The following is a 21074-nucleotide window of genomic DNA, read 5'->3' on the forward strand; positions in this document are numbered from 1 at the left end:
GGCTGCTGACGTCTCGCTCCCGATGCCATGAAAGAACCCCCGGCCACCGTCAGGTGACCGGGGGTTCTTGGTATTGGGGCGTGTCGTTTTTTAGCCGTGGTGGCGCTGGGCGGCACTTTCCCGGATGAGGTGAAAAGCGCCCAGCGAGGCCAGGGCCAGTGCCGAGTAGCCTGCCGCCGAGCCCAGGTAACCCGCCAGATACGGGAGCACCTGTGCGAGATAGTCGCCCGCGCTCATGGCCTCGAACTGCCCGGAGAAGACGTAGAAGGTCCCGTTCGCAATGCCGAACGCGGCGGCGACGCCGGCGACCAGCGCCACGGCGATCGCGGCGAGCCCCCCGATCATGCCTGCCCGGTTCGGGGTGGCAAGCCGGCGGCCGGCCAGCCGGCCGGCGCCCCAGAGCGCCGCGTAGGCCAGCAGCACGCCCGGGTAGGCCGGCGAGAAGCAGCTGGCCATGGCCGCGCCGTCCAGGACGATGCTGCCAAGGTCGACCAGTACCGCCACGGCAAGCAGCCCGACGAGTACGCGCGCCGAGCGGAACCACAGTCCGGCCAGGAAGAACACCGCCCAGGAGGTGTCCGCCAGATGCAGCGCCGAGCTGAAATGGTGATAGCGGGTCGCCAGCATCGACAGGGCGAGCAGGGCCAGTACCACCATGCCGACGACACGGCTGGACGGAAAGAGGCGGTCAAGCGTCGGGTTGGGCATCGGCAGCATGCTCCTGAAAGCCGGTAGGAAGGTCGCTTATGTTACCGACCGTAGCGCAGGCCCACAAACACGCCCCGAGGGGCTCCGTGGTAGCCATGGACCGGTTGATAGTCGCGATCGAAGAGGTTCCCGATGCGGGCCTCGACCCGCCAGTGGCGCTTGAAGCGGTAGCTGCCACGCAGGTCGGCGGTCACGAAGCCCTCGTTGTCGGGGGCGTAGGGGCCGCCCTCGGACTGGCTCTGGCCCCACAGGCTGCCGCCGACGCTGAAGGCACCCAGCGAACGATCGATGTCGAACCGGCCGCTCCAGCGGGGCTGACGCACCAGCCGGTCGCCGCTGGCCCGATCCTCGGTTGAGAGGTAGGTGCCGTCGAGTCGGGCGTGCCAGTCATCCCTCGTGTAGCTCAGCGCGAGTTCGGCGCCGCGCACCCGGGTCTCGTCGAGGTTCACCGGGTTCAGGCCGGTGCGAATCAGGTCGTCCCCTTCGGTCTGGAAAACGTGGGTTTCCACTGCGATCGCCTCGCCCTGCCACTGGACCCCGGCGCGCGTGGTGCGGGTGTGTTCGGGGTCGAGATCCGGGTTGCTGTAGGCATCGTACGTGCCGGTAAACCAGTTGTAGACCGGCGGGTAGTAGAGCAGGTTGAACGACGGCGCGGTGAAGGCGGTGCCGTGCCCCGCCGTCAGCGTCCATGCCTCGGTCAGCGCCCAGGCGAGATCCAGCGAGCCGGTGTTGGCGATACCGAACTGCTCGTTGAAGTCGCGGCGCAAGGCAAGCTGGAGGTCGAGGTCGCCCAGGCGCGAGTTGAGCTGGCCGAACAGCGCCCGGTTGCGTCGTGAGGTTTCGGTGAAATCGGTGCTGCTCGAAAGCTCGTCCCGGGTCTGCTCCGCGCCGATGGTCAGCGTGGTGTGGCTCGCGAGGAAGAAGTCGCCGGCCAGCGAGAGGGTGTCCCGCCGGGTATCGAAGCGGTTGACGGCACTGCCGTCGGCGAAGTTGTCCTGATAATCGAGATGACGGCCGAGGCGGGCGCGCAGCTGCCAGAATTCGATGCGCCCGGTGGCTGCCTCGACGCCGAACGTGGCCTGGTCGACGCTCGATTCGTTGGTGTAGCCGTCGTACTCGACATCGGCGCTGCTGGCGAGGAAGTGCCCCCGAACGTGCCCGCCGTTGCCAAAGCGGTACCCGAGCTGCCCCTGGGCCGAGTCGTTGACGTAGCCGTCACTGTCGGGTTCGTTCGCGTAGCAGCCGGCGGCCGGATCGTTGATGCAGGCGTCGAAGCCATCGGTCTCGCGATGGCTGACGCCGAGCGCGTAGTCGACGTTTTCCTGCCGGCCGCTGACATGCCAGTCGGCGGCACGATGGCCCCGCGATCCGGCCGCGATGCCGCCCGTTACCCGCGTGCCCTCGGCCGTGCCGTTGCGGGTGAATATCTGGATCACGCCACCGCCGGCGTCGGCTCCCCACTGGCCGGAGCGGGCGCCACGCACGATCTCGATGCGCTCGATCTGGGCCAACGGGACGTGCTCGAGGAAGGTCTGCCCGGCGGAGACCGAGCCGATGCGAACGCCGTCGAGGAATACCGCCGTGCGGCTGGCGCTCTGCCCCCACAGCGAGACATTGGTCGGCTTGCCGGCGCCGCCGAGGTTGGTCATCGTCACCCCGGCGCGACCGCGCAGCAGCTCGGCGAGCGAGCCGGCCTGGCTGCGTTCGATCTGCGCGCGGGTGATTACCGTCTCGGGCATTGCCGGTGCCGGAATCGGGGCGCTGCGGGCGGCGGTAATGTTGATCGGGCCAAGCCGGTCCGCGGCGGAAACGCTGGCGGTGACAAGAAGGGAAAGGCCGGTGAGGCCGGCGGCCAGTGGCCGCAGGGGGAGATGCTGAGTCATGGGAAAAGATCATCGCGCCGACCAGCCCACCGCGGGTCGGGAAAGCCGGTCAGAGGCCGGTCTCCGGGCTCGCGGTCTACCGACATCGCCTTCCCGGCCCGGGGCTGTCCGGACCAGTGGCGCATTGATGCCGGCGTCACCGCCTACCGTTGCGGGGGCAGCACAGGCGTTCGACCTGTTTCCCTGTTTCAGCGACCGCCGGCGTAATCGGCCGGGATCGCCACCTCTGACGTCGGTGTGCATTGTTCGTAATTCGTCCCATGAAGGCAAGTCCGCAGCCTGAGCCGGACTCATGGTTTGTATTAGTGGCGATGCACCACGCGGGGCGCGGGCGCCTGGAGGCTTGTCGGCTACAATGGACTCGCCCCATGCTTGCAGGACCGGAGACTTCATGCCGCTGAACGCACCGCCGACCATCCGAGCCGTCCGCCCGCTTGCCGAAACCCACCTGTTCCGGGTGGAGGGCGTCGACCTGCGATTCGACAACGGCACCGAAGTGAGCTTCGAGCGCTTGAAGGGCAGCGCGCAGGGGGCGGTGATCGTCGCGGCGGTGACCGATGACGATCGGTTCGTCCTGATCCGCGAGTACGCCTGCGGCACCGAGCGCTACGAGCTCGGCTTGCCGAAGGGCCGCATCGATGCGGGCGAGAACCCGATCGAGGCGGCCAATCGCGAACTGATGGAGGAGGCGGGCTTCGCGGCACGCCGGCTCACTCGGCTCAACGAGATGACCATGGCGCCGACCTACTCGGGGCAGCGCACACAGCTGGTGCTGGCCGAGTCGTTGTACCCGGCACGCCGCCCCGGCGACGAGCCCGAGCCGCTGGAGGTCAGCTTCCTGCCGGTCGTCGACCTCGACGAATTCGCCGCCTCGGGTGACTGCTCGGAGGCGCGCTCGCTGGCAGCCATGTACCTGGTGCGCGCGCACCGTCAACGACGGGAAAGGGAAGGGTCCGCGTGAACGAGACGATGAACAGCCAACGGATGGGAGCCCCGGTCGAGGTCGATCGCGCGTTGCTCGACGAGGTGCGAGCGATCGCCGAGGCCGCCGGCCAGGCCATCATGAGGATCTACGAGCAGGATTTCTCGGTCGAGCGCAAGGCAGACGCCTCGCCGGTGACCGAGGCCGACCTGGTGGCCAATCACCTGATTGCCGACCGCCTGGCGGGCCTGGGGGGCGGCTGGCCGATACTGACCGAGGAGGAGCGGGCGCCGGCCTGGCGCGAACGGCGCGCCTGGCAGCGCTACTGGCTGGTCGACCCGCTCGACGGCACGCGCGAGTTCGTCAAGCGCAACGGCGAGTTCTCGGTCAACATTGCCCTGATCGATGCCGGTGACCCGGTGCTCGGGGTGGTGCTCGCCCCGGCCATCGGCCTCGAGTACGCCGCCATCCGTGGCGAGGGGGCATGGCGCTACGACGACGGCAAGGCCTCGCCCATTCGGGTACGACCGGTCGCGGAGCCGCCGACCCTGGCCCTGTCGCGTTCGCACGCCAGCCGGCGCGAGATGCACCTGATCGAGACGTTTTCACGGCCCGGCGGCGACCGCGCCCGCGTGGTGCGTTGCGGCAGCTCGCTCAAGACCTGCCTGGTCGCCGAGGGGCAGGCGGATCTCTACCCGCGTCTGGGGCCGACCTCGGAATGGGACACCGCCGCCTCGCAGTGCGTGCTCGAGGCTGCCGGCGGTGCATTGACCGACCTGACCGGCCGGCCGCTGCGCTACAACACGCGCGACTCGCTGATCAACCCGATGTTCGTCGCGCACAACGGCATCGCGCTCGACTTCGACCGGCTCCACGAGATCGCCGCCCTCTGAGTCATTCGTGATGCGGGTTGCGCGGGCTTACTCGGACGTCGGCTCGGCGCGCATCCAGCCGTTCTTGCCCTCGATCAGCTTCAGTCGGGTGCGATAGGGGCGAGTCTCGCCGGCCTCGAACTTGCCGAAGCGCAGCATCAGTCCCAACCGGCTCAGGCTTTCCGCCGCGCCACCGTTTTCCTGCATGCCCTGGGCGACGTCGGTCAGGCTTTGCGGGAAGCGCAGCGTGGCCTTCACGTCCGTCAGCCAGACGTCGCCCTGTTCGGCGGCATTCAGCTGATCGACCGTCTCGACCCGCACCACCTCGGTGGACGGGTCCAGCTGCGACTGCAGGATCTCCTGCACATCCGCCTTGCTCGGGCCGCTCGGGGCACAGCCGGCAAGCAGCAGGGCGGCCAGTAACAGGCCGGCGAAGGAGGTGGTCGGGCGCATCATTCCGGCCGCGCCTTGCCGGCGCGGATGCCCGCCTTGAGGTTGTCCCAGTGCGCCCAGTTGTCGGCGGTGGGTGGCATCTGCAGATGGAAACCCAGCTTTTCGATGTGGTCGCGTACGGTGGCCGTGTCGGTCCGGGCCAGCTGCCGGTCTTCCGACAGGTCCAGCTCCATGACGAATTCCAGCTCGCCGAGGCGCTCACGGACCATCGCGTCCAGCTCGTCGAAGTCCTGTCCCTCGCGCACGAACAGGTACATGTCGGGATTCTTGCGGCTCTTGAAGATATGGGCCTGCATGGCGGGATGCTTGGGGTGTGAATGGGGCGATGATTGTCGCAGATTCCGGCCGATCGCGGCAGTTGCCTATCGGTAGCCGGGAAAGCCACCCGGATAGCGGCCGGAATAGCCCGGCTCCTTGATGGGGTTGCCATCGGCCGAATAGGGATCGCGCGGCGGATAGTCCGGATCGATCACCCGGGGCGACCGGTGTGGCGGATGGTGTCGCGGCAACGGGCGACGCGGCCCGAACCACAGTGACAGCCCGTCGTCGTTCAGACGCAGGCCGCCCTGCGCTCGGTCCCGGTAATGGTCGTACGGGGCGACCGGGTAGCGCGGATAGTAACCGCCGTCGCGCCAGGGCGTGATTACCGTGACCTCCGGATTGGCGAGACGCTCCTCGAAGGCGCGACGGCGCGCTTCTTCGCGGGCCTTTTCAGCCGCCTCGCGCTCGGCCTCGCGGCGCTGTTTGTATTCGCGTGCCAGCCGATCGATGCCTGCGCGCGCCGCCTCGCCACCGCTGCCCGCTTCGGGGGCGGTGATGGTCTGCACCTCCATCTTGCCGGTGCAGGGCTCGTCCGAGAAGACGATGCGCCCGTCGGAATGGGTGCACTTGTAGACGGTCTCGCTTTCCTGTGCCGAGGCGAACCCGGCCATTGCCGCGATCGCTGCAGCGGCCATCATGCGAGAGGATTTGCGTAACGCATTCACTTGCCCGGCGACTCCTATCGTTGCCTACCCACTGATATAGACCAGATCCGGGCGGGGCAGGTTCGCTCGAGCGCTCCCGGATCAGCCCTTGCTCAACGCCGCTTCGACGTCCTTGGCCTTGGGCGCGCCCTTGCCGGCCAGCTCCTGGGCGAACACGGCCAGCCGGTGGCCCTCGAGCAGATCGAGCAGTGCCTCGCGGCGTTGCCATTCGGGCAGGTCGGGCGTGCCCTTGGTCAGCCGGCTTGCCACCTGCTCGGCCAGTGGCGCGAACGGGACGCGCAGCATGCGGTCGCGTTCCGGCTGGCGCTCGGTCTTTTCCAGACGCTTCTCGGCGCCCTCGAGATAACGCGGCAGGGCGGCCAGCCGCTCGTCGCCGGCAAGCCAGACGAAGCCCGGATGGATCAGTAGGTCGAGCTGCTCGCCGATCTCGCGCGCCGCCTCGATCACGGACAGCGGCAGCCGGCCGCTCAGCTGGCGGCGCAGGCGATGCTGGCGCTCGAGGATGCTCTTGACCTCCTGGGCCCGCGCGCCGGCCCGCTCACCCAGCGCCTGGTCGAGCCGCTCGAGGCGCTGGTTGAACGTCGCGGCGTCGCGCACCGGCGGTTCGCCAGCGACGGCCAGCTCCCAGGCCGCGCGGAAGATCAGCTCCTGATCGAAGGCACGGTCGGCCCGCTTGGCGCGATGCATGCCCTCTTGCGGCACGGGTCGGGTCGCCTTGAGGCGGCTGTAATGCAGGCGGACGGTGTCGAGCGAGCGGTCGCCGCGCAGGTCGGATTCGGCCTGGCGGACCTGCTGGGCGCGGGCCAGCAGCAACAGGCGCACCACCCCGGCCTCGTGGATCAGGCGGGCCCGTTCGGGGTCGTCGATCAGCTCGACGCGCACGGCATCGCCGTCGTCGACCAGGGCCGGGTGCGCCTCGATCTCTGCCCCGCCGCTCTCGATGGTCAGGGTGTCGGGCAGTTCGCCGAGGTCCCACTCGCTGGTGCGGTGATCCTCGAGGCGGTGCTTGGAGCGCTGGTTGAACGCCTGCCGGGCGCGCTGGGCCTGCCGGCCGCGCAGGGCGTTGATGTCGCGATCGGCATCGATCGGCTCGCCGTCCTCGTCGACGGCGACGAAGCGCATGCGCAGATGCTCGGGCAGTTTCGATTCGTCGAGCAATGCCGGGTCGACCTCGTGGCCGGTCATGCGCCGCAGCTCGTCGGCCACCGCCTGGGTCAGCGGCAGGTCGGTGTCGCCGATGCGCTCTTCCACGGCCTCGGCGAAGCTCGGGGCCGGCACGAAATGGCGACGCTCGGCCTTGGGCAGGCCGCGGATCAGGGTCTCGATCTTCTCGCGCCGCAGGCCCGGCACCAGGTGGGTGGTGGGGGCGGCATCGAACGCATCGAGCAGGCCGATCGGGATGTGCAGGCTGACACCGTCATCGGGCTCGCCCGGGGCGAAATGGTAGGTAAGCTTCAGGCGGTATCGCCCGGCCTGCCAGTGGTCCGGCAGCTCGGCCAGCCGGCGGTCGTCGGGTTCGGCGGCCAGTAGATCCTCGCGGGTCAGTTCCAGGCGGCCCGCGGCGGCCCGGTCCTTCTTGATCCAGTGATGCAGCTTGCGCGCGTCGGTGACGTGCGCCGGGATGCGGGCATGGTAGAAGTCGAACAGCGCCTGCTCGTCGACCAGGAAGGCCGGCCGACGCAGCTTGGCCTCCAGCGTCTGGATCTCCTCGATCAGCGCCTGATTGTGCTGCCAGAACGGCTGGCTGGATTCGAAGTCGCCCTCGACCAGCGCGCGGCGGATGAAGATCTCGCGCGCCTCGACCGGGTCGATGCGGCCGTAGTCGACCCGTTTCTTGGTCACGATCGGCAGGCCGAACAGGCGGGTGGTCTCAAAGGCGCCCACCCGGCCGGATTTCGCATCCCAGGTCGGCTCGTTGTACTCGCGGGTCACCAGGTGCTCGGCCAGCGGCTCGAGCCAGCGCGGGTTGATCGGCGCGTTCATGCGGGCGAACACCCGCGAGGTCTCGACGATCTCGGCGGCGACCATCCACTTGGGCTGGGCCTTGACGGTCACCGAGCCGGGGAACAGGTAGAAGCGCCGGTTGTGGGCGCCGAGATACACGGTCGGGGCGCGGCGCTTCTTGCCGCGATGATCGCCGGCGGCCTGCTGGTACTTCTTCGGCGGGGCCGGGTCGCGCATGCCGATCTGGTCGAGCAGGCCCGCGAGCGCGGCCTGGTGGAGCTGCTCGAGCCGGGCGGCGAGCTTGCCGGGCAGTTGCTGCTTCTCGCCCTCCTTGGGCTTTTCCGGCATGACGAGCGGCTCGAATTCCGGCAGGCGGATGCGGAACATCTCGTCGACCGAGCCGCGCAGCTGGCCGACCAGATCGTGCCATTCGATCAGACGGTTCGCGTTGAGGTAGCGTTTGATCGCCCACTGGCGCGCCTGACGGCGGCTCTTGTGACGGCGCACCTCGTGCCAGGCCGACCACAGGGCAAGCGCGCTGGCGAAGTCCGAGCCGGCCAGGGCGAACTCGGCATGGGCGGCATCCGCCGCCCCGCGCGCCTCGCTGGGGCGCTCGCGCGGGTCCTGGATGGCGAGGAAGGCCGCCAGTACCAGCATGTCCTCGGTGGCGCGGTCGCCATGCTCGCGCGCCGCGACGATCATCCGCCCCAGCGCCGGGTCGATCGGCAGGCGCGAGAGCTTGCGGCCGATGTCGGTCAGGCGGCCGTTCTCGTCGAGCGCGCGCAACTCGAACAGGTGCTTGCGGGCGGTGGCCAGCTGGCGCGGGTCCGGCGGCTCGATGAACGGGAACTCCTCGGCCCGGCCGAGTTTCAGCGAATCGAGTTGCAGCAGCACCGAGGCGAGGTTGCTCCTGAGGATCTCCGGGTCGGTGAAGGCCGGGCGCTGGTCGAAATCCTCTTCCTCGTAGAGGCGGATGCACACGCCCGGTGCGATCCGGCCGCAGCGCCCGGCGCGCTGGTTGGCCGAGGCCTGCGAGACCGGCTCGATGCCGAGCTTCTGCAGCCTGGCGCGCGGGTGGTAGCGGTTGATGCGCGCCACGCCCGAGTCGATCACGTAGTGGATGCCCGGTACGGTCAGCGAGGTCTCGGCGACGTTGGTCGAGAGTACGATGCGCCGCCCGGCGTGTGGGGCGAACACGCGCTGCTGGTCGGCCGCCGACAGGCGCGCGTACAGCGGCAGGATCTCGGTGTTCCGCAGGCCGTGGCGCGAGAGCTGGCGCTCGGTCTCGCGGATCTCGCGCTCGCCGGGCAGGAACACCAGGATGTCACCCGGCCCCTCGTGGACCAGCTCGTCGACGGCATGCATCACGCCGCGGGCGATGGTGGAGCCGAGCTCCTCGTCGCGGGAGGCCTCCGGCGGGCGGTAGCGCACCTCGACCGGATAGCCGCGGCCGCTGATCGAGATGATCGGCGGTCGGCCGTTATGTTCATCGGCGAAATGCTCGGCGAAGCGCTCCGGATCGATGGTCGCCGAGGTGATGATCAGGCGGAAGTCCGGCCGGCGTTTGAGCAGGCGCTTCATCACGCCCAGCAGGAAATCGATGTTGAGGCTGCGCTCGTGGGCCTCGTCGATGATCAGCGCGTCGTAGCGCAGCAGGTCGCGGTCGTGCTGCAGTTCGGCAAGCAGCAGGCCGTCGGTCATCACCGCCACGCGCGAGTCGGGGCGGGTCTGGTCGGAGAAGCGCACCTTGTAGCCGACCGCGGTGCGGCCGTCACCGCCGCCCTTGCCCTCGTCGAGCTCCTCGGCCAAGCGGCGGGCGACGTTGCGCGCGGCGATCCGCCGCGGCTGGGTGTGGCCGATCAGGCCGCGCCGCCCGTAACCGAGCTCGAGCAGCATCTTGGGGATCTGGGTGGTCTTCCCCGAGCCGGTCTCGCCGGCGATGATGGTGACCGGGTGGCTCTCGATCGCCTCGAGGATTTCCTCGCGCGCCCCGGACACCGGCAGGCTCTCGGGGTAGGCGATGTCGATCGCCAGCGCCTCGCGGGCGGCGACCTCGTCGGCGGCCTTCGTCACCCGGTCGACCAGCCGGTGCAGGGCCTCCTCGTCGGGCGCACCTTCCTCGAGCCGGCGCAGCTGCCGGTCGATCTGTGGCAGATGACGCAGGGCCAGGTGATCGCGATTGGCGTTGATATACGCGAGAATGCTCGCCGGATCGGCGCTGTCAACAGGATGGCTCATCCGACCCATTGTACGAAAAGCCACCGCCAAGCCGTGCCCGGATGATGCACGGGGCGCCATCTGGACCTGACTGGAGCGTTGAGCAGGAGACCCGATGCCGGAGAACATCAGCTTTTTCGCCGCCCTGGCCGTGGGCTTCTTTGGCGGCGTGCACTGCGTCGGCATGTGCGGCGGCATCGTCGGGGCACTGACCTTCGGCCTACCGGCCGAGACCCGCGAGCGCCCGCTGCGACTGCTGCCCTACCTGCTGGCCTACAACCTCGCCCGGATCACGTCCTACACCGCGGCCGGCGCGATCGCCGGCACGGTGGGACTGCTGGGGCTGTCGCTGGTGCCGATGCAGCAGGCGCAGTTGGTATTGCTCGGCATTGCCGGGCTGTTCATGGTGATGATGGGGTTGTACGTCGGTGGCTGGTGGTTCGGCCTGACGCGCATCGAGCGGGCCGGCTCGCGGTTGTGGCGGTTCATCGAGCCGGTCGGTCGGCGCCTGATGCCGGTGCGCTCGCCGGCGCAGGCCTTCGGTCTCGGCCTGGTCTGGGGCTGGCTGCCCTGCGGGCTGGTCTACAGCGTCCTGATCTGGGCGTTGTCGGCCGGCGGGCCGCTGGCCGGGGCGCTGCTGATGCTCGGCTTCGGTCTGGGCACCCTGCCGAATCTGCTGGCGATGGGGGCGTTCGCCGCCCAGCTGGCCGCCTTCGTGCGGCGCCAGTGGGTGCGCCGGGTTGCCGGCGGCATGGTGATCGCCTTCGGTGTCTATCAGCTGGCCTTGGCCGGGATGCGTCTGTCCGGTTGAGGGTCAGCGCACGTTGAAACCCTTCAGGTCCTCGGGCGGCTCTTCCTGATGCAGGATGTCCTCGACCTGCGCCTGGGGCGGGCCGTGACGCAGTCGTTCCGTCACGGCCTCCACGTCGGCGCGCGCCCCTTCGAGCACGGCCTCGACCCGGCCGTCGGCCAGGTTGCGCACCCAGCCGGACAGGCCGTGTTCGAGGGCCGTGCGGCGGGTGAAGTCGCGGAAGAACACGCCCTGCACACGGCCACTGACCCACAGGTGCATTCGGAACATGATCGTCCTCCTCTCGATGGCATCGCCCGGAGTCTAGCCGCTCCGGGAGGCTAGTGGCGCGGCGCGCTGCGGGCCGCTTCCGGGATTTCCAGGTGACGCATGCTGGCGGCGTCGCTGCCCTCGCGAACGATGCTGACGAAGCGTCCGTCCGGCGAGAAGGCGAGGCCTTCCCACTGGTCGATGCGTGGCAGCGAGCGCGAGGCGACCGGTCGGCGGATCGCCTCGGCCCAGGGCTCGCCGCGATCGCGGCGGAAGAAGTACAGCGAGGAGTAGGTCAGCACGGCCAGCAGGCGCCCGTCCCCCGACAGGGCCATGTCGGTGGGCAGGCTGGTCTGACCGCCGGTCAGCGGCGAGAGCAGCCAGTTGATGGGGTCGGTCGGCACCAGTCCGCCCATCGGACCGATCAGGCGGGCCTCGTGGACCGGCGCTGCGCGCAGGCGCTGTCGGTCGCTGTCGCCTCGGGTCGCATCGAATGGCTGGCGCGCCGAGACGGGCAGCGAGAACAGCCGCGGCGGGGTCTCCCGCTTGCTCAGCAGCAGTATCTGGCGACCGGCGGGGTCGAGAGTCATGGCCTCGGTGTCCGCCGGCCCGTCGGGGTAGCGGTAGCGCAGCAGGGCGGTGGGCGCGGTGCGGATCTCGCCGGATGCCGGCAGGGTTGCCGGTTCCGGGATGAACCAGAGCGCGTAATCCGGCCAGCTGGCGCGGTTGTCACCGGAATCGGCGACCACCAGCGTGTCGACCCCGTCGAGGCGGCCACTTTCGATCGCCTCCCAGTCGCGCTGGGTCAGCCCGGTCAGCTCGACACGGACCCGGCGCTGGCCGTCCGGGGCGATGCCGTACAGAAACGGCGTCACCCGGCGCATCGAGCCGGGATCATTGATGTTGTCGTTGTGCGTCCAGAGCAGGTCGGACTGGCCTGTCGAGTAGGCCAGTCCGGAGGCCTCGTCGATGCCGGCCGGCAGTTCGGCTTCCGATGGCAGTGCCGAGCTGGCAGGGGCGTTCGGGGCCCACGACAGCGTCAGCAGCAGCGCGAGCGTCGGCCGATGGCGAAGGACGGAGAAGGGCATGGGCGGCTGAGCGTCGAGGCGAAAAGGGTATTGGACGGGCACGAAGATACCCCGCCTGCCCCGGTGTGTCCGGGGCGGGGCGAGGATGCGTCGGTTTGGTTGGTCCGTCGAAACCGCCCAAGGTTCCCCGTCGAGCCGGGGTGGCGGTTCGCGCAGAAGCGGTATCAGGCGGGGCCGTCACCCGACGAGCCGCCCTTGCCGGCACCGATGGTGTCGATGCCGATCAGCCGATAGACCGGGCAGAAGTTGATCACCGCGGTCGCCAGCGGGACGATGCCGATGTAGCCCCACCAGCCGATCACGCCGAACAGTGCCAGCGCGATCAGTGCCACGCCGACCACGATCCGCAACCACTTGTCGATCACTCCGATGTTCGCTTTCATCGCGCGTTCCTCCGATTGAGGTCTGGACTAGGAATTCTCTGTGGCGAGTGTAGTCACTGCGGCGGGAATTTCCCGTGTTCGACGCGATGCAGGGCGGTATCGTTCTCGAAGTAGATGCTGAAATCGGCGTAATCCCAGCGGGTGATCGGCGGGGTCGGGTGGTCGCCCTGCGCGGGTACCGGGGCGAAGCGTTTCTCGGGCTCGCCGTAGCGGGCGGTCACCTCGCTCTTCGAGAGCCCGTGAACCGAAGCATGGGTTGCGCTGTCTTCTGCCTGGGCCTGGACGGCGGTGGCGGAGACGGTCATGGCGATCGCGAAGGCGATGGTCGCCAGCAGGCGGTTCAGGTGAGTCAACGGTTTCATGGCTAGCTCCTGGATCCTTGGTCGGATGGCTCGTTCCCTGACGGTTGCCCGGTGACTGATCGGCTGGTCGGTGTTGTCCGGCCGCGACATTCCGGGCGCTGCCTCCCGCCACGGGAGCGGGATCGGCTCGCCACGACGGGAATTTCCGCTAGTCTGCGTCACGCCGCGTCATGCTGCAAGCGCGTCGGCGAGCAGCCACCCGCAGCGGGACAGTCGGTGCAGATGCCATTAGACTGCGCTGTTCCACGCATCGAGACCACACGAGAGGGCCGGATGAGGCGAACATTCGAATGGATGATCGGGTTGCGCTACACGCGTGCCAAGCGACGCAACCGCTTTGTGTCGTTCATCTCGGCTACCTCGATCATCGGCATCACCCTCGGCGTGACCGCCCTGATCGTGGTGATCTCGGTGATGAACGGCTTCCAGGACGAGCTGCGCGAGCGCATCCTCGGCATGACCGCGCACGTCACCGTCAGCCAGCAGGGCGGGGCGCTCGCGGACTGGCCGTCGGTGGTCGAGCGGGTGGACGGCAACCCCGCGGTACAGGCCGCCGCGCCCTACATCCAGTCCGAGGGCATGCTCTCGGCCGGGTCGGCGGTCTCCGGGGCGATCATCCGTGGCATCCGTCCGGCGCTCGAGAAGCCGGTCACCGACATCGGTGCCCACATGCAGCAGGGCGCGCTCGAGGATCTCGAACCGGGCGACTTCGGCATCGTACTGGGTTCGGCGCTCGCCCGTTCGCTGGGCGTGGGGATCGGCGACAAGCTGATGCTGATCAGCGCGGACGTGGCCGTCACTCCGGTCGGCGGCATGCTGCGCCAGCGGCGCTTCACCGTGGCCGGCATCTTCGAGGTCGGCATGTACGAGTACGATCGCGGCACGGCGATGATTCATCTCGCCGACGCCCAGGCGCTGTTTCGCCAGGGCGAGTCGGTCACCGGGGTGCGTCTGACGCTCGACGACATCTTCGCCGCACCGTCCGTGGCGCGTGATCTTAACCACCGCCTCGGCCCGCCCTACGTGGCCCAGGACTGGACCCGTTCGAACGCCAATTTCTTCCGCGCGATCCAGATCGAGCGCACCGTGATGTTCATCATCCTGTCGCTGATCGTGGCGGTGGCCGCGTTCAACATCGTCTCGACGCTGGTGATGCTGGTCACCGACAAGCAGGGCGACATCGCCATCCTGCGCACGCTCGGCGCCAGTCCCGCCTCGATCATGATGATCTTCATCATCACCGGGGTGGTGATCGGCCTGATCGGCACGCTGGTGGGCGTCGGCGTCGGCGTGCTGATCGCGGAGAACATCGACGTGATCGTGCCCTGGATCGAGAACGCCTTCGGCGTGCAGTTCATGCCCGCCGATGTCTACTACATCAGCGACGTGCCGTCGCGGCTCGACTGGGGCGATGTCGGCCTGATCGGTCTGATGGCCTTCGCCTTGTCGTTCCTCGCCACGCTCTATCCGGCGTGGCGCGCCTCCCGTGTCCAACCGGCCCAGGCCCTGCGATATGAATGATTCGTCCACCGAACGTGCCGTCCTCGAGGCGCGCGGACTGACCCGCACCTTCCGCGAGGGCAACCTCAACGTCGAGGTGCTGCGCGGCATCGACCTGACCATCCGGGCCGGCGAGCGCATGGCGATCGTCGGCGCCTCCGGGGCGGGCAAGTCGAGCCTGCTGTCCCTGCTGGCGGGGCTGGACCAGCCGAGTGACGGCGAAGTCTGGCTGGCCGGGCAGCGCTTCTCGGCGCTGGGCGAGCGCCGCCGTGGCCTGCTGCGCAATCGGCATCTGGGTTTCGTCTACCAGGCGCATCACCTGCTGCCGGAGTTCTCGGCGCTCACCAACGTCGCCATGCCGCTGATCATTCGTCGCGTGGGGCGGGAGCAGGCCGAGGCCGACGCCCGTGCCCTGCTCGAGCGCGTCGGGCTGGGTCATCGGCTGGACCATCGTCCGGGCGAACTGTCCGGCGGCGAGCGTCAGCGGGTCGCGATTGCCCGGGCGCTGGTCGCGCGTCCCGACGTGGTGCTGGCCGACGAGCCGACCGGCAATCTCGACACGCAGAGCTCGGAGGCCGCCATCGAGGCGATGCTCGAGCTCAACCGGGCCATGGGCAGTGCCATCGTGCTGGTCACGCACGATCTCGGCCTGGCCGCTCGCATGGACCGCACCCTCCGCATCGTCGATGGCCTGATCACCGATCGTCTCTGACCCGGCCTCGCGCCTGTCGGCGCTCTGTTCGGCAAAACATATTGCGACCCGGTCAGCAGGGTCTAGGCTCCTTTGCACGTTTTGATCGCTCCGCTCTGGAGCGATTGTCGACTGTGCTTTCCAGAAAGGAGGTCCGCCGTGGCAACACTCACCCTCAATGGTCGTCCGGTGACGCTCGAGGTCGCCGACGATATGCCCCTGCTGTGGGCAATCCGCGACTACGTCGGCCTGACCGGCACCAAGTTCGGTTGTGGCACCGGCCTCTGCGGTGCCTGCACCGTGCACGTCGATGGCGAGGCGACGCGCTCCTGCGTCACGCCGATTGCCTCGGTCGACGGCAAGGACGTCACTACGATCGAGGGGCTCTCCTCGGCCGGCGACCACCCCGTGCAGCTGGCGTGGGTGGCCGAGGATGCGCCTCAGTGTGGCTACTGCCAGTCCGGCCAGATCATGCAGGCCGCCGCGCTGCTGGCGGACAACCCCGACCCGTCCGATGCGGACATCGATCAGGCCATGCAGGGCAACATCTGCCGCTGTGGCACCTACAACCAGATCCGCGCGGCGATCAAGCATGCCGCGGCGACAAAGATGGCCGGTCGTGACGGCGAGGAGGTGTCGGCATGACCACACGCAGGCAGTTTCTGAAAGTCTCCGCCGCGGTCGGTGGCGGCCTGTTGATCGGTTTTCGCCTCGGTGCGCCCGAGTCCGCCCGTGCCGCGTCGGCGGACGGCGCCTCGTCTGACGGGAAGGCGGTCTTCGAGCCCAATGCGTGGGTCGAGATGCATGCCGATGGTCGCAACATCCTGACCATCTCCGGCTCGGAGATGGGCCAGGGCGCGATGACGGTGATCCCGATGATGATTGCCGAGGAGCTCGACCTCCCCTGGGCCGACTTCGACACCCGTTTCGCGCCGGCCGATCCGGTCTACGCCAACCCGGTGCTGGGTGGACAGGTCACCGGCGGCAGCGCCACCGTGCGCGGCTTCTACAACCAGCTGCGCGAGGTCGGCGCCAGTGCCCGGGAGCTGCTGATGCAGGCCGCGGCCAATCGCTGGGGGGTGCCGCTCAGCGAGTTGCGGACCGAGCCGGGCGTGGTCGTTCACACCGCCACCGGCCGCCAGGCCGAATATCGCGATCTGGTCGCGGATGCCGCCGAGCTGGAGCCGCCCGAGGAGGTGTTTACCAAGTCGCCCGAGGAGTTCCGCCTGATCGGCCAGCCGACCAAGCGGCTCGACTCGCCGCAGAAGACCACGGGTCAGGCCGACTTCGGTATCGATGCCCGGCCGGGAGGCGTGCTCAAGGCGAGTATTGCCCGCTGCCCGGTGTTCGGCGGCACGCTGAAGTCGGTCGACGCATCCAAGGCGCGGAAGGCGGCCAATGTCGTCGACGTGATCGAGATGGAGCGTGGCGTGGCCGTGCTGGCACGTGACTGGTGGAGCGCCGATCAGGCGCGCAGCATGCTCTCGATCGAGTGGGACGAGGGCGAGCTGGCGGATCTCGACGATGCCGCCATCGAGGCGCAGTTCCGCGAAGGCGTGCAATCCGGCGGCAAGCCGGCCCGCAGCGAGGGGCGTGGTGCCGAGGCCTTGGCCGACGGCGAGAATACGCTCGAGGCCACCTATCGGGTGCCGTACCTGGCGCACACCACCATGGAGCCGATGAACGCCACCGCCTCGGTGCACGGTGACGGCGTCACCGTCTGGGTACCCACCCAGGCCCAGGGTTCGGTCCAGCAGGTCGCCGCGGACGTGGCCGGTGTGTCCAAGGACAAGGTGACGGTACATACCACCTTCCTCGGCGGCGGTTTCGGCCGGCGCTTCGAGACCGACTTCGTCCGCGAGGCGGTGGAGCTCTCCAAGCAGGCCGGGCGGCCCGTGCAGGTGATCTGGTCTCGGCCCGACGACATCCGGCACGACTTCTATCGCCCGGCGGCCTACAACGAGCTTGCCGCCACGCTCGGCGACGACGGCCTGCCGGTGGCCTGGGTGCATCGCATTGCCGGTCCGTCGATCTGGTCGCGGGTCGCGCCGGGCATGGTCAAGGACGGCATCGACCCGGCGGCGGTCGAGGGGGCAGCCGATCACCCCTACCAGATCGAAAACATCGATGTCTCCTACGCCCAGGTCGATCCGGGCATCCCCGTCGGCTTCTGGCGCTCGGTGGGGCATTCGCAGAACGCCTATGTTGTCGAGTCGTTCCTCGACGAGCTGGCGCGCAAGGCCGGCATGGATCCCGTCGAGTACCGCCGCCGGCTCTTGAAGTCCGATGCGCGTGAGCGCGGCGTCCTCGACCGGGTTGCCGAGATGGCCGACTGGGGTGGCAAGGTCCCCGAAGGGCGCGCCCGCGGTGTTGCGGTGGCCAAGTCGTTCGGCAGCTACTGTGCCGAGGTGGCCGAGGTGTCGATCGAGAACGGCATGCCGCGCGTTCATCGCGTCTGGGCCGCGATCGATTGCGGTATTGCGGTCAACCCGGCGGGCGTCGAACGTCAGATACATTCGGGCATCGCCTACGGCCTGACCGCGGCGCTGTTCGGCCGCATCTCGATCAAGAACGGCCGTGTCCAGCAGCAGAACTTCAACGACTACAAGGCACTACGCATGGACCAGATGCCGGCCGTCGAGGTGTCGATCGTCGACTCCGGCAATGCGCCGGGTGGCGTGGGCGAGCCGGGGGTGCCGCCGATCGCGCCGGCCGTGGCCAACGCGCTGGCGAGCCTCACCGGCAAGCCGGTCCGTGAGCTGCCGATCGAGCTGGACGGCTCGGCATGACCTCCGCCGCGCGGTCGTTCTCGGACCGCGAGGCGGCCCTGAGACTGGCCGTCGACGGGCTGGCCACCGGTCGCGAGGTGGTGCTGGTCACGGTGTTGTCGACCTACGGCTCGGCCCCGCGTCGGCCCGGGTCGATCTGGGTGATCGTCGACCCGGGCGCCGACCGGCCTCGGATGCAGGGGTCGATATCCGGCGGCTGTGTCGAGGACGACCTGCTCGACTGGCTTGCGCAGCAGCCGTCCCGGGGCGAGCGCCAGGCACCGGTGACCCGTTCCTATGACGGTCGCGAGCATCCCGGCCTGCCCTGCGGCGGCACCCTGACGGTACTGGTCGAGTGGCCGCGGCAACTCAACGAGCTCGAGCCGGCCCTGGCGGCCGTGTCCGGCCGGCAGCCGGTCTGGCGCCAGGTCGACCTGGCCAGTGGCGCGGTTGAATGGCGGCCCGCGACCAGTCCATTGGCCGAATCGCCGCAACACGACAAGCGGCGCCTCGCGGTGCCCTTCGGCCCGGCGTGGCGGCTCGTGATCGTCGGCAGCGGTCCGGTGGCCGATCAACTCGGGCCACAGGCGCTGGCCCTGGGCTTCGAGGTGATCGTCTGCGACCCACGCGACAGTGTGCAGCCGGCGCCTGCCGGAGCAACGCTTTCCTCGGAGGCGCCCGAGCGGCTGTTCGCACGCCTGGGACTGGATGAGCGCACCGCCGTGGTCGCGGTCGCCCACGACCCGCGCCTGGACGATCTGGCCCTGATCGACGCGCTCGACTCATCCGCCTTTTACGTTGCCGCGATGGGCGGGGCAGGCACGAGTCGGGCCCGCCGCGACCGGCTGGCCTCGCTGGGTGTCGACACCTCGCGGCTACGAGCGCCGGCCGGGCTGGACATCGGCTCGCACACCCCAGCAGAGATCGCCGTCTCGATCGCCGCCGAACTGGTGGCCGCCCGCAGCTTGGCGCGGAAACGTGCCGATGGCGTGGCGGCCATGCCGGTTGCCCGCGCCTCGCTGGATGCCGGCTGAACGCCGCGCCCCGGCCGAATCGGAGGCGGGCATCGTCGGCGTGGTGCTCGCCGCGGGGCGGGCGCGGCGCTTCGGGGCGGACAAGCGCTGGGCCAGCTGTCGCGGCGAGCCGCTGCTTGCCCATGCGCTGACGGTCGCGCGGACGGTCTGCGACCGCGTCCTGGTGGTGGTCGAGGCCCCCGATCCCCGTCTGGATGCCCTGCTCGACCGACTGCCCGCCGAGGCGATCATCTGTCCGGAGGCCCACCAGGGTTTGGCGGCCAGTCGTCGCTGTGCGCTGGCTCGGATCGAGCGAGCGGTCGGTGTCGCGGGAGTCTTGATCTTTCTCGGCGACATGCCCGATGTTCGTCCGGTGGATGCCCTGCGGCTGATCCGTTCGATGCGCCTGGACGGCCGCCCCGTGCGTCCGGTGCATGACGGCCGGCCGGGGCACCCGGTCGCCTGTCCGCCCGGCTGGATTGGTCACGTGGCCGCGCACGGCTTTCCGGCCGGCGAGGGCAAGATGCTGCGCTGCATTCATCCTGGTGTGGTGCAGGACGTGGACCGACCCGGCGATCTCGGCATTCACGCCTGACCAGGGACTGACCCGAACGCGGCCGCGACGTCGTGCATCAGCCTGTGCTAACTTTTCAATTGACGCCGGGGCGCTCGTGCCGCGCCCGCGGACATCTCATCGCGATTGCATCAAAGGACCCCGGATGAACGAGCGTCCGCCAACGAGTCGTGCCACCGAGCCCCTGCACGCCTCGCACCACTGTTTCGCATCGCCCCGTTTCGCCGACGAATCGGCCGTGCTGGCCGATGCCTATCGGCTGCTCGACGACGCGGTGATCCGTTACGAGGGTCAGACCGTCGGCACCATGGCGAGTCTCGATCCGCGCGCGCCGGCCGACAACTATCGTGACTGCTTCGTGCGCGATTTCGTCTCGGCCGCCTTCCTGATGCTGCTCGAGGGGCGCTCCGACGTGGTGCGCGAGTTCCTCGCCATGATCCTGCGCATGCGTGGCCAGCAGGAGGAACTCGAGGGGCAGCAGATCGCTCCTGGCGTGCTGCCAGCCTCCTTCCGCGTGATCACGCTCGACGACGGCAGCGAACAGCTGTCCGCCGACTTCGGCGACCGCGCCATCGGTCGGGTGGCCCCGGTCGACTCGATGATGTGGTGGGCGGTGTTGCTGCGTGCCTACGTGCGCTTCACCGGCGACACCGCCTTCGCCCATACCCCCGAGGTGCAGCGCGGCCTGCGCATGATCCTGAGCCTGTGCCTGCAGAGCCGATTCGAGGTCTTCCCGACGCTCCTGGTGCCGGACGGCTCGTTCATGATCGACCGCCGCATGGGCGTCAACGGTCATCCGCTGGAGATCCAGGCGCTGTTCGACATGACCCTGCGGGCGGCGGACCTCCTGACCGTCGACGAGGGCAGCCACTGGCTGATCGATCTGGCCAAGCGCCGCCGCGGCGTGCTGCGCGATTATGTGCGTCGCTACTACTGGCTGGATCTCGACGTGCTCAACGAGGTGCACCGCTTCTCCACCGAGAAGTTCGGTCACGACGTCGACAACGTCTTCAACATCTACCCCGAGTCGATCCCGGAGTGGGTGGCCGACTGGCTGCCCGACGACGGCGGCTACTTTGTCGGCAATCTGGGCCCCGGCCGGATCGACTTCCGCTTCTTCTCGCAGGGCAACTACCTTGCCACCCTGGCGGGGCTGGCCACGCCGCGTCAGGGAGGGTTGCAGATGCATACCCTCGCCGAGCGCTGGGACGACCTGATCGGGCAGATGCCGGCCAAGCTGGTCTATCCGGCGGTGCGCGGTGCCGAATGGCGGCTGATGACGGGGTCGGATCCGAAGAACGTGCCCTGGTCGTACCACAATGGCGGCAACTGGCCGGTGCTGGTATGGCCGCTGGTGGCCGCCTCGATCGTGGCCGGTCGTCAGGACCTCGGCGAACGGGCCTTCCGCGTCGCCGAGCGGCGACTGATGGAGGACAGCTGGCCGGAGTACTACGACGGCCGTCATGGTCGGCTGATCGGCCGCCGGGCGAACCTGCACCAGGTGTGGAGTGCGACCGGCATGCTGCTGGCCCGGCATTTCCTCGAGAGCCCCGGGCGGCTGGCCGCGCTGGCGCTGACCGAGGACGATGACACCGAGCCGCGCAACGGAGACGACGGTCCGGACATGGACGATCACGGAGATGATTGAGG

General features: G+C 69.0%; 20 protein-coding genes and 1 riboswitch. Of the genes, 10 read left to right on the forward strand and 10 right to left on the reverse strand.

What is annotated here, in order from left to right; all coding sequences use genetic code 11:
* Positions 1-90: 90 nt before the first annotated feature.
* Together AWR35_RS06240 and AWR35_RS06245 are read right to left on the reverse strand one after the other, a co-directional pair.
* Positions 91-708: a hypothetical protein gene (locus tag AWR35_RS06240; RefSeq protein WP_156413946.1), complete on the reverse strand. Its 618-nt coding sequence runs from the start codon at positions 706-708 to the stop codon at positions 91-93.
* Positions 709-749: 41 nt separating this feature from the next.
* A complete protein-coding gene (locus AWR35_RS06245; protein WP_058575075.1) occupies positions 750-2591 on the reverse strand; it encodes a TonB-dependent receptor in 1842 nt (613 codons plus the stop codon).
* 36 nt (positions 2592-2627) lie between these two features.
* Positions 2628-2834, reverse strand: a riboswitch (cobalamin riboswitch).
* Between the two features lie 148 nt (positions 2835-2982).
* On the opposite strand from AWR35_RS06245, the gene nudE reads away from it, so the two are divergent.
* Together nudE and cysQ are read left to right on the forward strand one after the other, a co-directional pair.
* Positions 2983-3552 (forward strand): ADP compounds hydrolase NudE, encoded by a 570-nt coding sequence (gene nudE, locus AWR35_RS06250; protein WP_058575076.1) that lies wholly within the window; start codon positions 2983-2985, stop codon positions 3550-3552.
* Entirely contained in the window at positions 3549-4406 is an 858-nt protein-coding gene (gene cysQ, locus AWR35_RS06255) for a 3'(2'),5'-bisphosphate nucleotidase CysQ (RefSeq protein ID WP_231723564.1), read from the forward strand. The genes nudE and cysQ overlap by 4 nt, the downstream gene beginning before the upstream one ends.
* A 27-nt stretch (positions 4407-4433) precedes the next feature.
* Here the strand turns inward: cysQ and AWR35_RS06260 are convergent, their stop codons facing one another.
* The 4 genes from AWR35_RS06260 to hrpA all read right to left on the reverse strand — a co-directional run bounded on the left by AWR35_RS06260 (position 4434) and on the right by hrpA (position 10006).
* Positions 4434-4841, reverse strand: a complete 408-nt coding sequence (locus AWR35_RS06260; RefSeq protein ID WP_058575077.1) for a hypothetical protein — start codon at positions 4839-4841, stop codon at positions 4434-4436.
* Entirely contained in the window at positions 4838-5134 is a 297-nt protein-coding gene (locus AWR35_RS06265) for a YcgL domain-containing protein (protein ID WP_058575078.1), read from the reverse strand. The genes AWR35_RS06260 and AWR35_RS06265 overlap by 4 nt, the downstream gene beginning before the upstream one ends.
* Before the next feature lie 66 nt (positions 5135-5200).
* Positions 5201-5797, reverse strand: a complete 597-nt coding sequence (locus tag AWR35_RS06270; RefSeq protein ID WP_082663948.1) for a DUF4124 domain-containing protein — start codon at positions 5795-5797, stop codon at positions 5201-5203.
* 108 nt (positions 5798-5905) lie between these two features.
* Entirely contained in the window at positions 5906-10006 is a 4101-nt protein-coding gene (gene hrpA / locus AWR35_RS06275) for an ATP-dependent RNA helicase HrpA (RefSeq protein WP_197408145.1), read from the reverse strand.
* A gap of 94 nt (positions 10007-10100) precedes the next feature.
* Here hrpA and AWR35_RS06280 point away from each other — a divergent pair, with 94 nt between their 5' ends.
* Positions 10101-10796, forward strand: a complete 696-nt coding sequence (locus tag AWR35_RS06280) for a sulfite exporter TauE/SafE family protein (RefSeq protein WP_058575081.1) — start codon at positions 10101-10103, stop codon at positions 10794-10796.
* A gap of 3 nt (positions 10797-10799) precedes the next feature.
* On the opposite strand, the gene AWR35_RS06285 is transcribed toward AWR35_RS06280, so the two are convergent.
* The 4 genes from AWR35_RS06285 to AWR35_RS06300 all read right to left on the reverse strand — a co-directional run bounded on the left by AWR35_RS06285 (position 10800) and on the right by AWR35_RS06300 (position 12878).
* The gene (locus tag AWR35_RS06285; RefSeq protein ID WP_058575082.1) at positions 10800-11066 is read right to left on the reverse strand and encodes an acylphosphatase; all 267 of its coding nucleotides are present in this window, start codon (positions 11064-11066) and stop codon (positions 10800-10802) included.
* A gap of 50 nt (positions 11067-11116) precedes the next feature.
* Complete coding sequence (locus tag AWR35_RS06290; RefSeq protein WP_058575083.1) at positions 11117-12133, reverse strand: hypothetical protein; 1017 nt, start codon at positions 12131-12133, stop codon at positions 11117-11119.
* A gap of 164 nt (positions 12134-12297) precedes the next feature.
* On the reverse strand, positions 12298-12516 hold the full coding sequence (locus AWR35_RS06295; RefSeq protein ID WP_058575084.1) for a DUF2892 domain-containing protein: 219 nt from the start codon (positions 12514-12516) through the stop codon (positions 12298-12300).
* Between the two features lie 53 nt (positions 12517-12569).
* A complete protein-coding gene (locus tag AWR35_RS06300; RefSeq protein ID WP_058575085.1) occupies positions 12570-12878 on the reverse strand; it encodes a hypothetical protein in 309 nt (102 codons plus the stop codon).
* A 273-nt stretch (positions 12879-13151) separates the two neighbouring features.
* Between AWR35_RS06300 and AWR35_RS06305 the strand changes: the two genes are divergently transcribed.
* The 7 genes from AWR35_RS06305 (at position 13152) to AWR35_RS06335 (ending at position 21072) form a co-directional block, all read left to right on the forward strand.
* Positions 13152-14399, forward strand: coding sequence for a lipoprotein-releasing ABC transporter permease subunit (locus tag AWR35_RS06305; RefSeq protein ID WP_058575086.1), 1248 nt, complete (start codon positions 13152-13154; stop codon positions 14397-14399).
* On the forward strand, positions 14392-15090 hold the full coding sequence (locus AWR35_RS06310) for an ATP-binding cassette domain-containing protein (RefSeq protein WP_058575087.1): 699 nt from the start codon (positions 14392-14394) through the stop codon (positions 15088-15090). The genes AWR35_RS06305 and AWR35_RS06310 overlap by 8 nt, the downstream gene beginning before the upstream one ends.
* 138 nt (positions 15091-15228) lie before the next feature.
* Complete coding sequence (locus tag AWR35_RS06315) at positions 15229-15714, forward strand: (2Fe-2S)-binding protein (protein ID WP_082663950.1); 486 nt, start codon at positions 15229-15231, stop codon at positions 15712-15714.
* A complete protein-coding gene (locus tag AWR35_RS06320) occupies positions 15711-17858 on the forward strand; it encodes a xanthine dehydrogenase family protein molybdopterin-binding subunit (RefSeq protein ID WP_058575088.1) in 2148 nt (715 codons plus the stop codon). Before AWR35_RS06315 ends, AWR35_RS06320 begins: the two co-directional genes overlap by 4 nt.
* Positions 17855-18871: an XdhC/CoxI family protein gene (locus AWR35_RS06325; protein WP_058575089.1), complete on the forward strand. Its 1017-nt coding sequence runs from the start codon at positions 17855-17857 to the stop codon at positions 18869-18871. The genes AWR35_RS06320 and AWR35_RS06325 overlap by 4 nt, the downstream gene beginning before the upstream one ends.
* Entirely contained in the window at positions 18861-19445 is a 585-nt protein-coding gene (locus tag AWR35_RS06330; RefSeq protein ID WP_058575090.1) for a nucleotidyltransferase family protein, read from the forward strand. Before AWR35_RS06325 ends, AWR35_RS06330 begins: the two co-directional genes overlap by 11 nt.
* A gap of 124 nt (positions 19446-19569) precedes the next feature.
* Positions 19570-21072, forward strand: a complete 1503-nt coding sequence (locus AWR35_RS06335) for a glycoside hydrolase 100 family protein (RefSeq protein WP_082663952.1) — start codon at positions 19570-19572, stop codon at positions 21070-21072.
* Positions 21073-21074 lie beyond the last annotated feature (2 nt).

The organism is Guyparkeria sp. WRN-7 (assembly GCF_001641825.1).
Lineage (GTDB): Bacteria > Pseudomonadota > Gammaproteobacteria > Halothiobacillales > Halothiobacillaceae > Guyparkeria.

Excerpts from the sequence above, each read along its gene's own strand:
- hrpA (WP_197408145.1), bottom strand. The coding sequence starts at position 10,006 with ATGAGCCATCCTGTTGACAGCGCCGATCCGGCGAGCATTCTCGCGTAT.
- AWR35_RS06270 (WP_082663948.1), bottom strand. The coding sequence starts at position 5,797 with ATGATGGCCGCTGCAGCGATCGCGGCAATGGCCGGGTTCGCCTCGGCA.
- AWR35_RS06245 (WP_058575075.1), bottom strand. The coding sequence starts at position 2,591 with ATGACTCAGCATCTCCCCCTGCGGCCACTGGCCGCCGGCCTCACCGGC.
- AWR35_RS06310 (WP_058575087.1), top strand. The coding sequence starts at position 14,392 with ATGAATGATTCGTCCACCGAACGTGCCGTCCTCGAGGCGCGCGGACTG.
- AWR35_RS06305 (WP_058575086.1), top strand. The coding sequence starts at position 13,152 with ATGAGGCGAACATTCGAATGGATGATCGGGTTGCGCTACACGCGTGCC.
- AWR35_RS06260 (WP_058575077.1), bottom strand. The coding sequence starts at position 4,841 with ATGATGCGCCCGACCACCTCCTTCGCCGGCCTGTTACTGGCCGCCCTG.
- AWR35_RS06325 (WP_058575089.1), top strand. The coding sequence starts at position 17,855 with ATGACCTCCGCCGCGCGGTCGTTCTCGGACCGCGAGGCGGCCCTGAGA.
- AWR35_RS06240 (WP_156413946.1), bottom strand. The coding sequence starts at position 708 with ATGCCCAACCCGACGCTTGACCGCCTCTTTCCGTCCAGCCGTGTCGTC.
- AWR35_RS06320 (WP_058575088.1), top strand. The coding sequence starts at position 15,711 with ATGACCACACGCAGGCAGTTTCTGAAAGTCTCCGCCGCGGTCGGTGGC.
- AWR35_RS06295 (WP_058575084.1), bottom strand. The coding sequence starts at position 12,516 with ATGAAAGCGAACATCGGAGTGATCGACAAGTGGTTGCGGATCGTGGTC.
- AWR35_RS06330 (WP_058575090.1), top strand. The coding sequence starts at position 18,861 with ATGCCGGCTGAACGCCGCGCCCCGGCCGAATCGGAGGCGGGCATCGTC.
- AWR35_RS06285 (WP_058575082.1), bottom strand. The coding sequence starts at position 11,066 with ATGTTCCGAATGCACCTGTGGGTCAGTGGCCGTGTGCAGGGCGTGTTC.
- AWR35_RS06265 (WP_058575078.1), bottom strand. The coding sequence starts at position 5,134 with ATGCAGGCCCATATCTTCAAGAGCCGCAAGAATCCCGACATGTACCTG.
- AWR35_RS06335 (WP_082663952.1), top strand. The coding sequence starts at position 19,570 with ATGAACGAGCGTCCGCCAACGAGTCGTGCCACCGAGCCCCTGCACGCC.
- AWR35_RS06290 (WP_058575083.1), bottom strand. The coding sequence starts at position 12,133 with ATGCCCTTCTCCGTCCTTCGCCATCGGCCGACGCTCGCGCTGCTGCTG.
- AWR35_RS06280 (WP_058575081.1), top strand. The coding sequence starts at position 10,101 with ATGCCGGAGAACATCAGCTTTTTCGCCGCCCTGGCCGTGGGCTTCTTT.
- nudE (WP_058575076.1), top strand. The coding sequence starts at position 2,983 with ATGCCGCTGAACGCACCGCCGACCATCCGAGCCGTCCGCCCGCTTGCC.
- AWR35_RS06300 (WP_058575085.1), bottom strand. The coding sequence starts at position 12,878 with ATGAAACCGTTGACTCACCTGAACCGCCTGCTGGCGACCATCGCCTTC.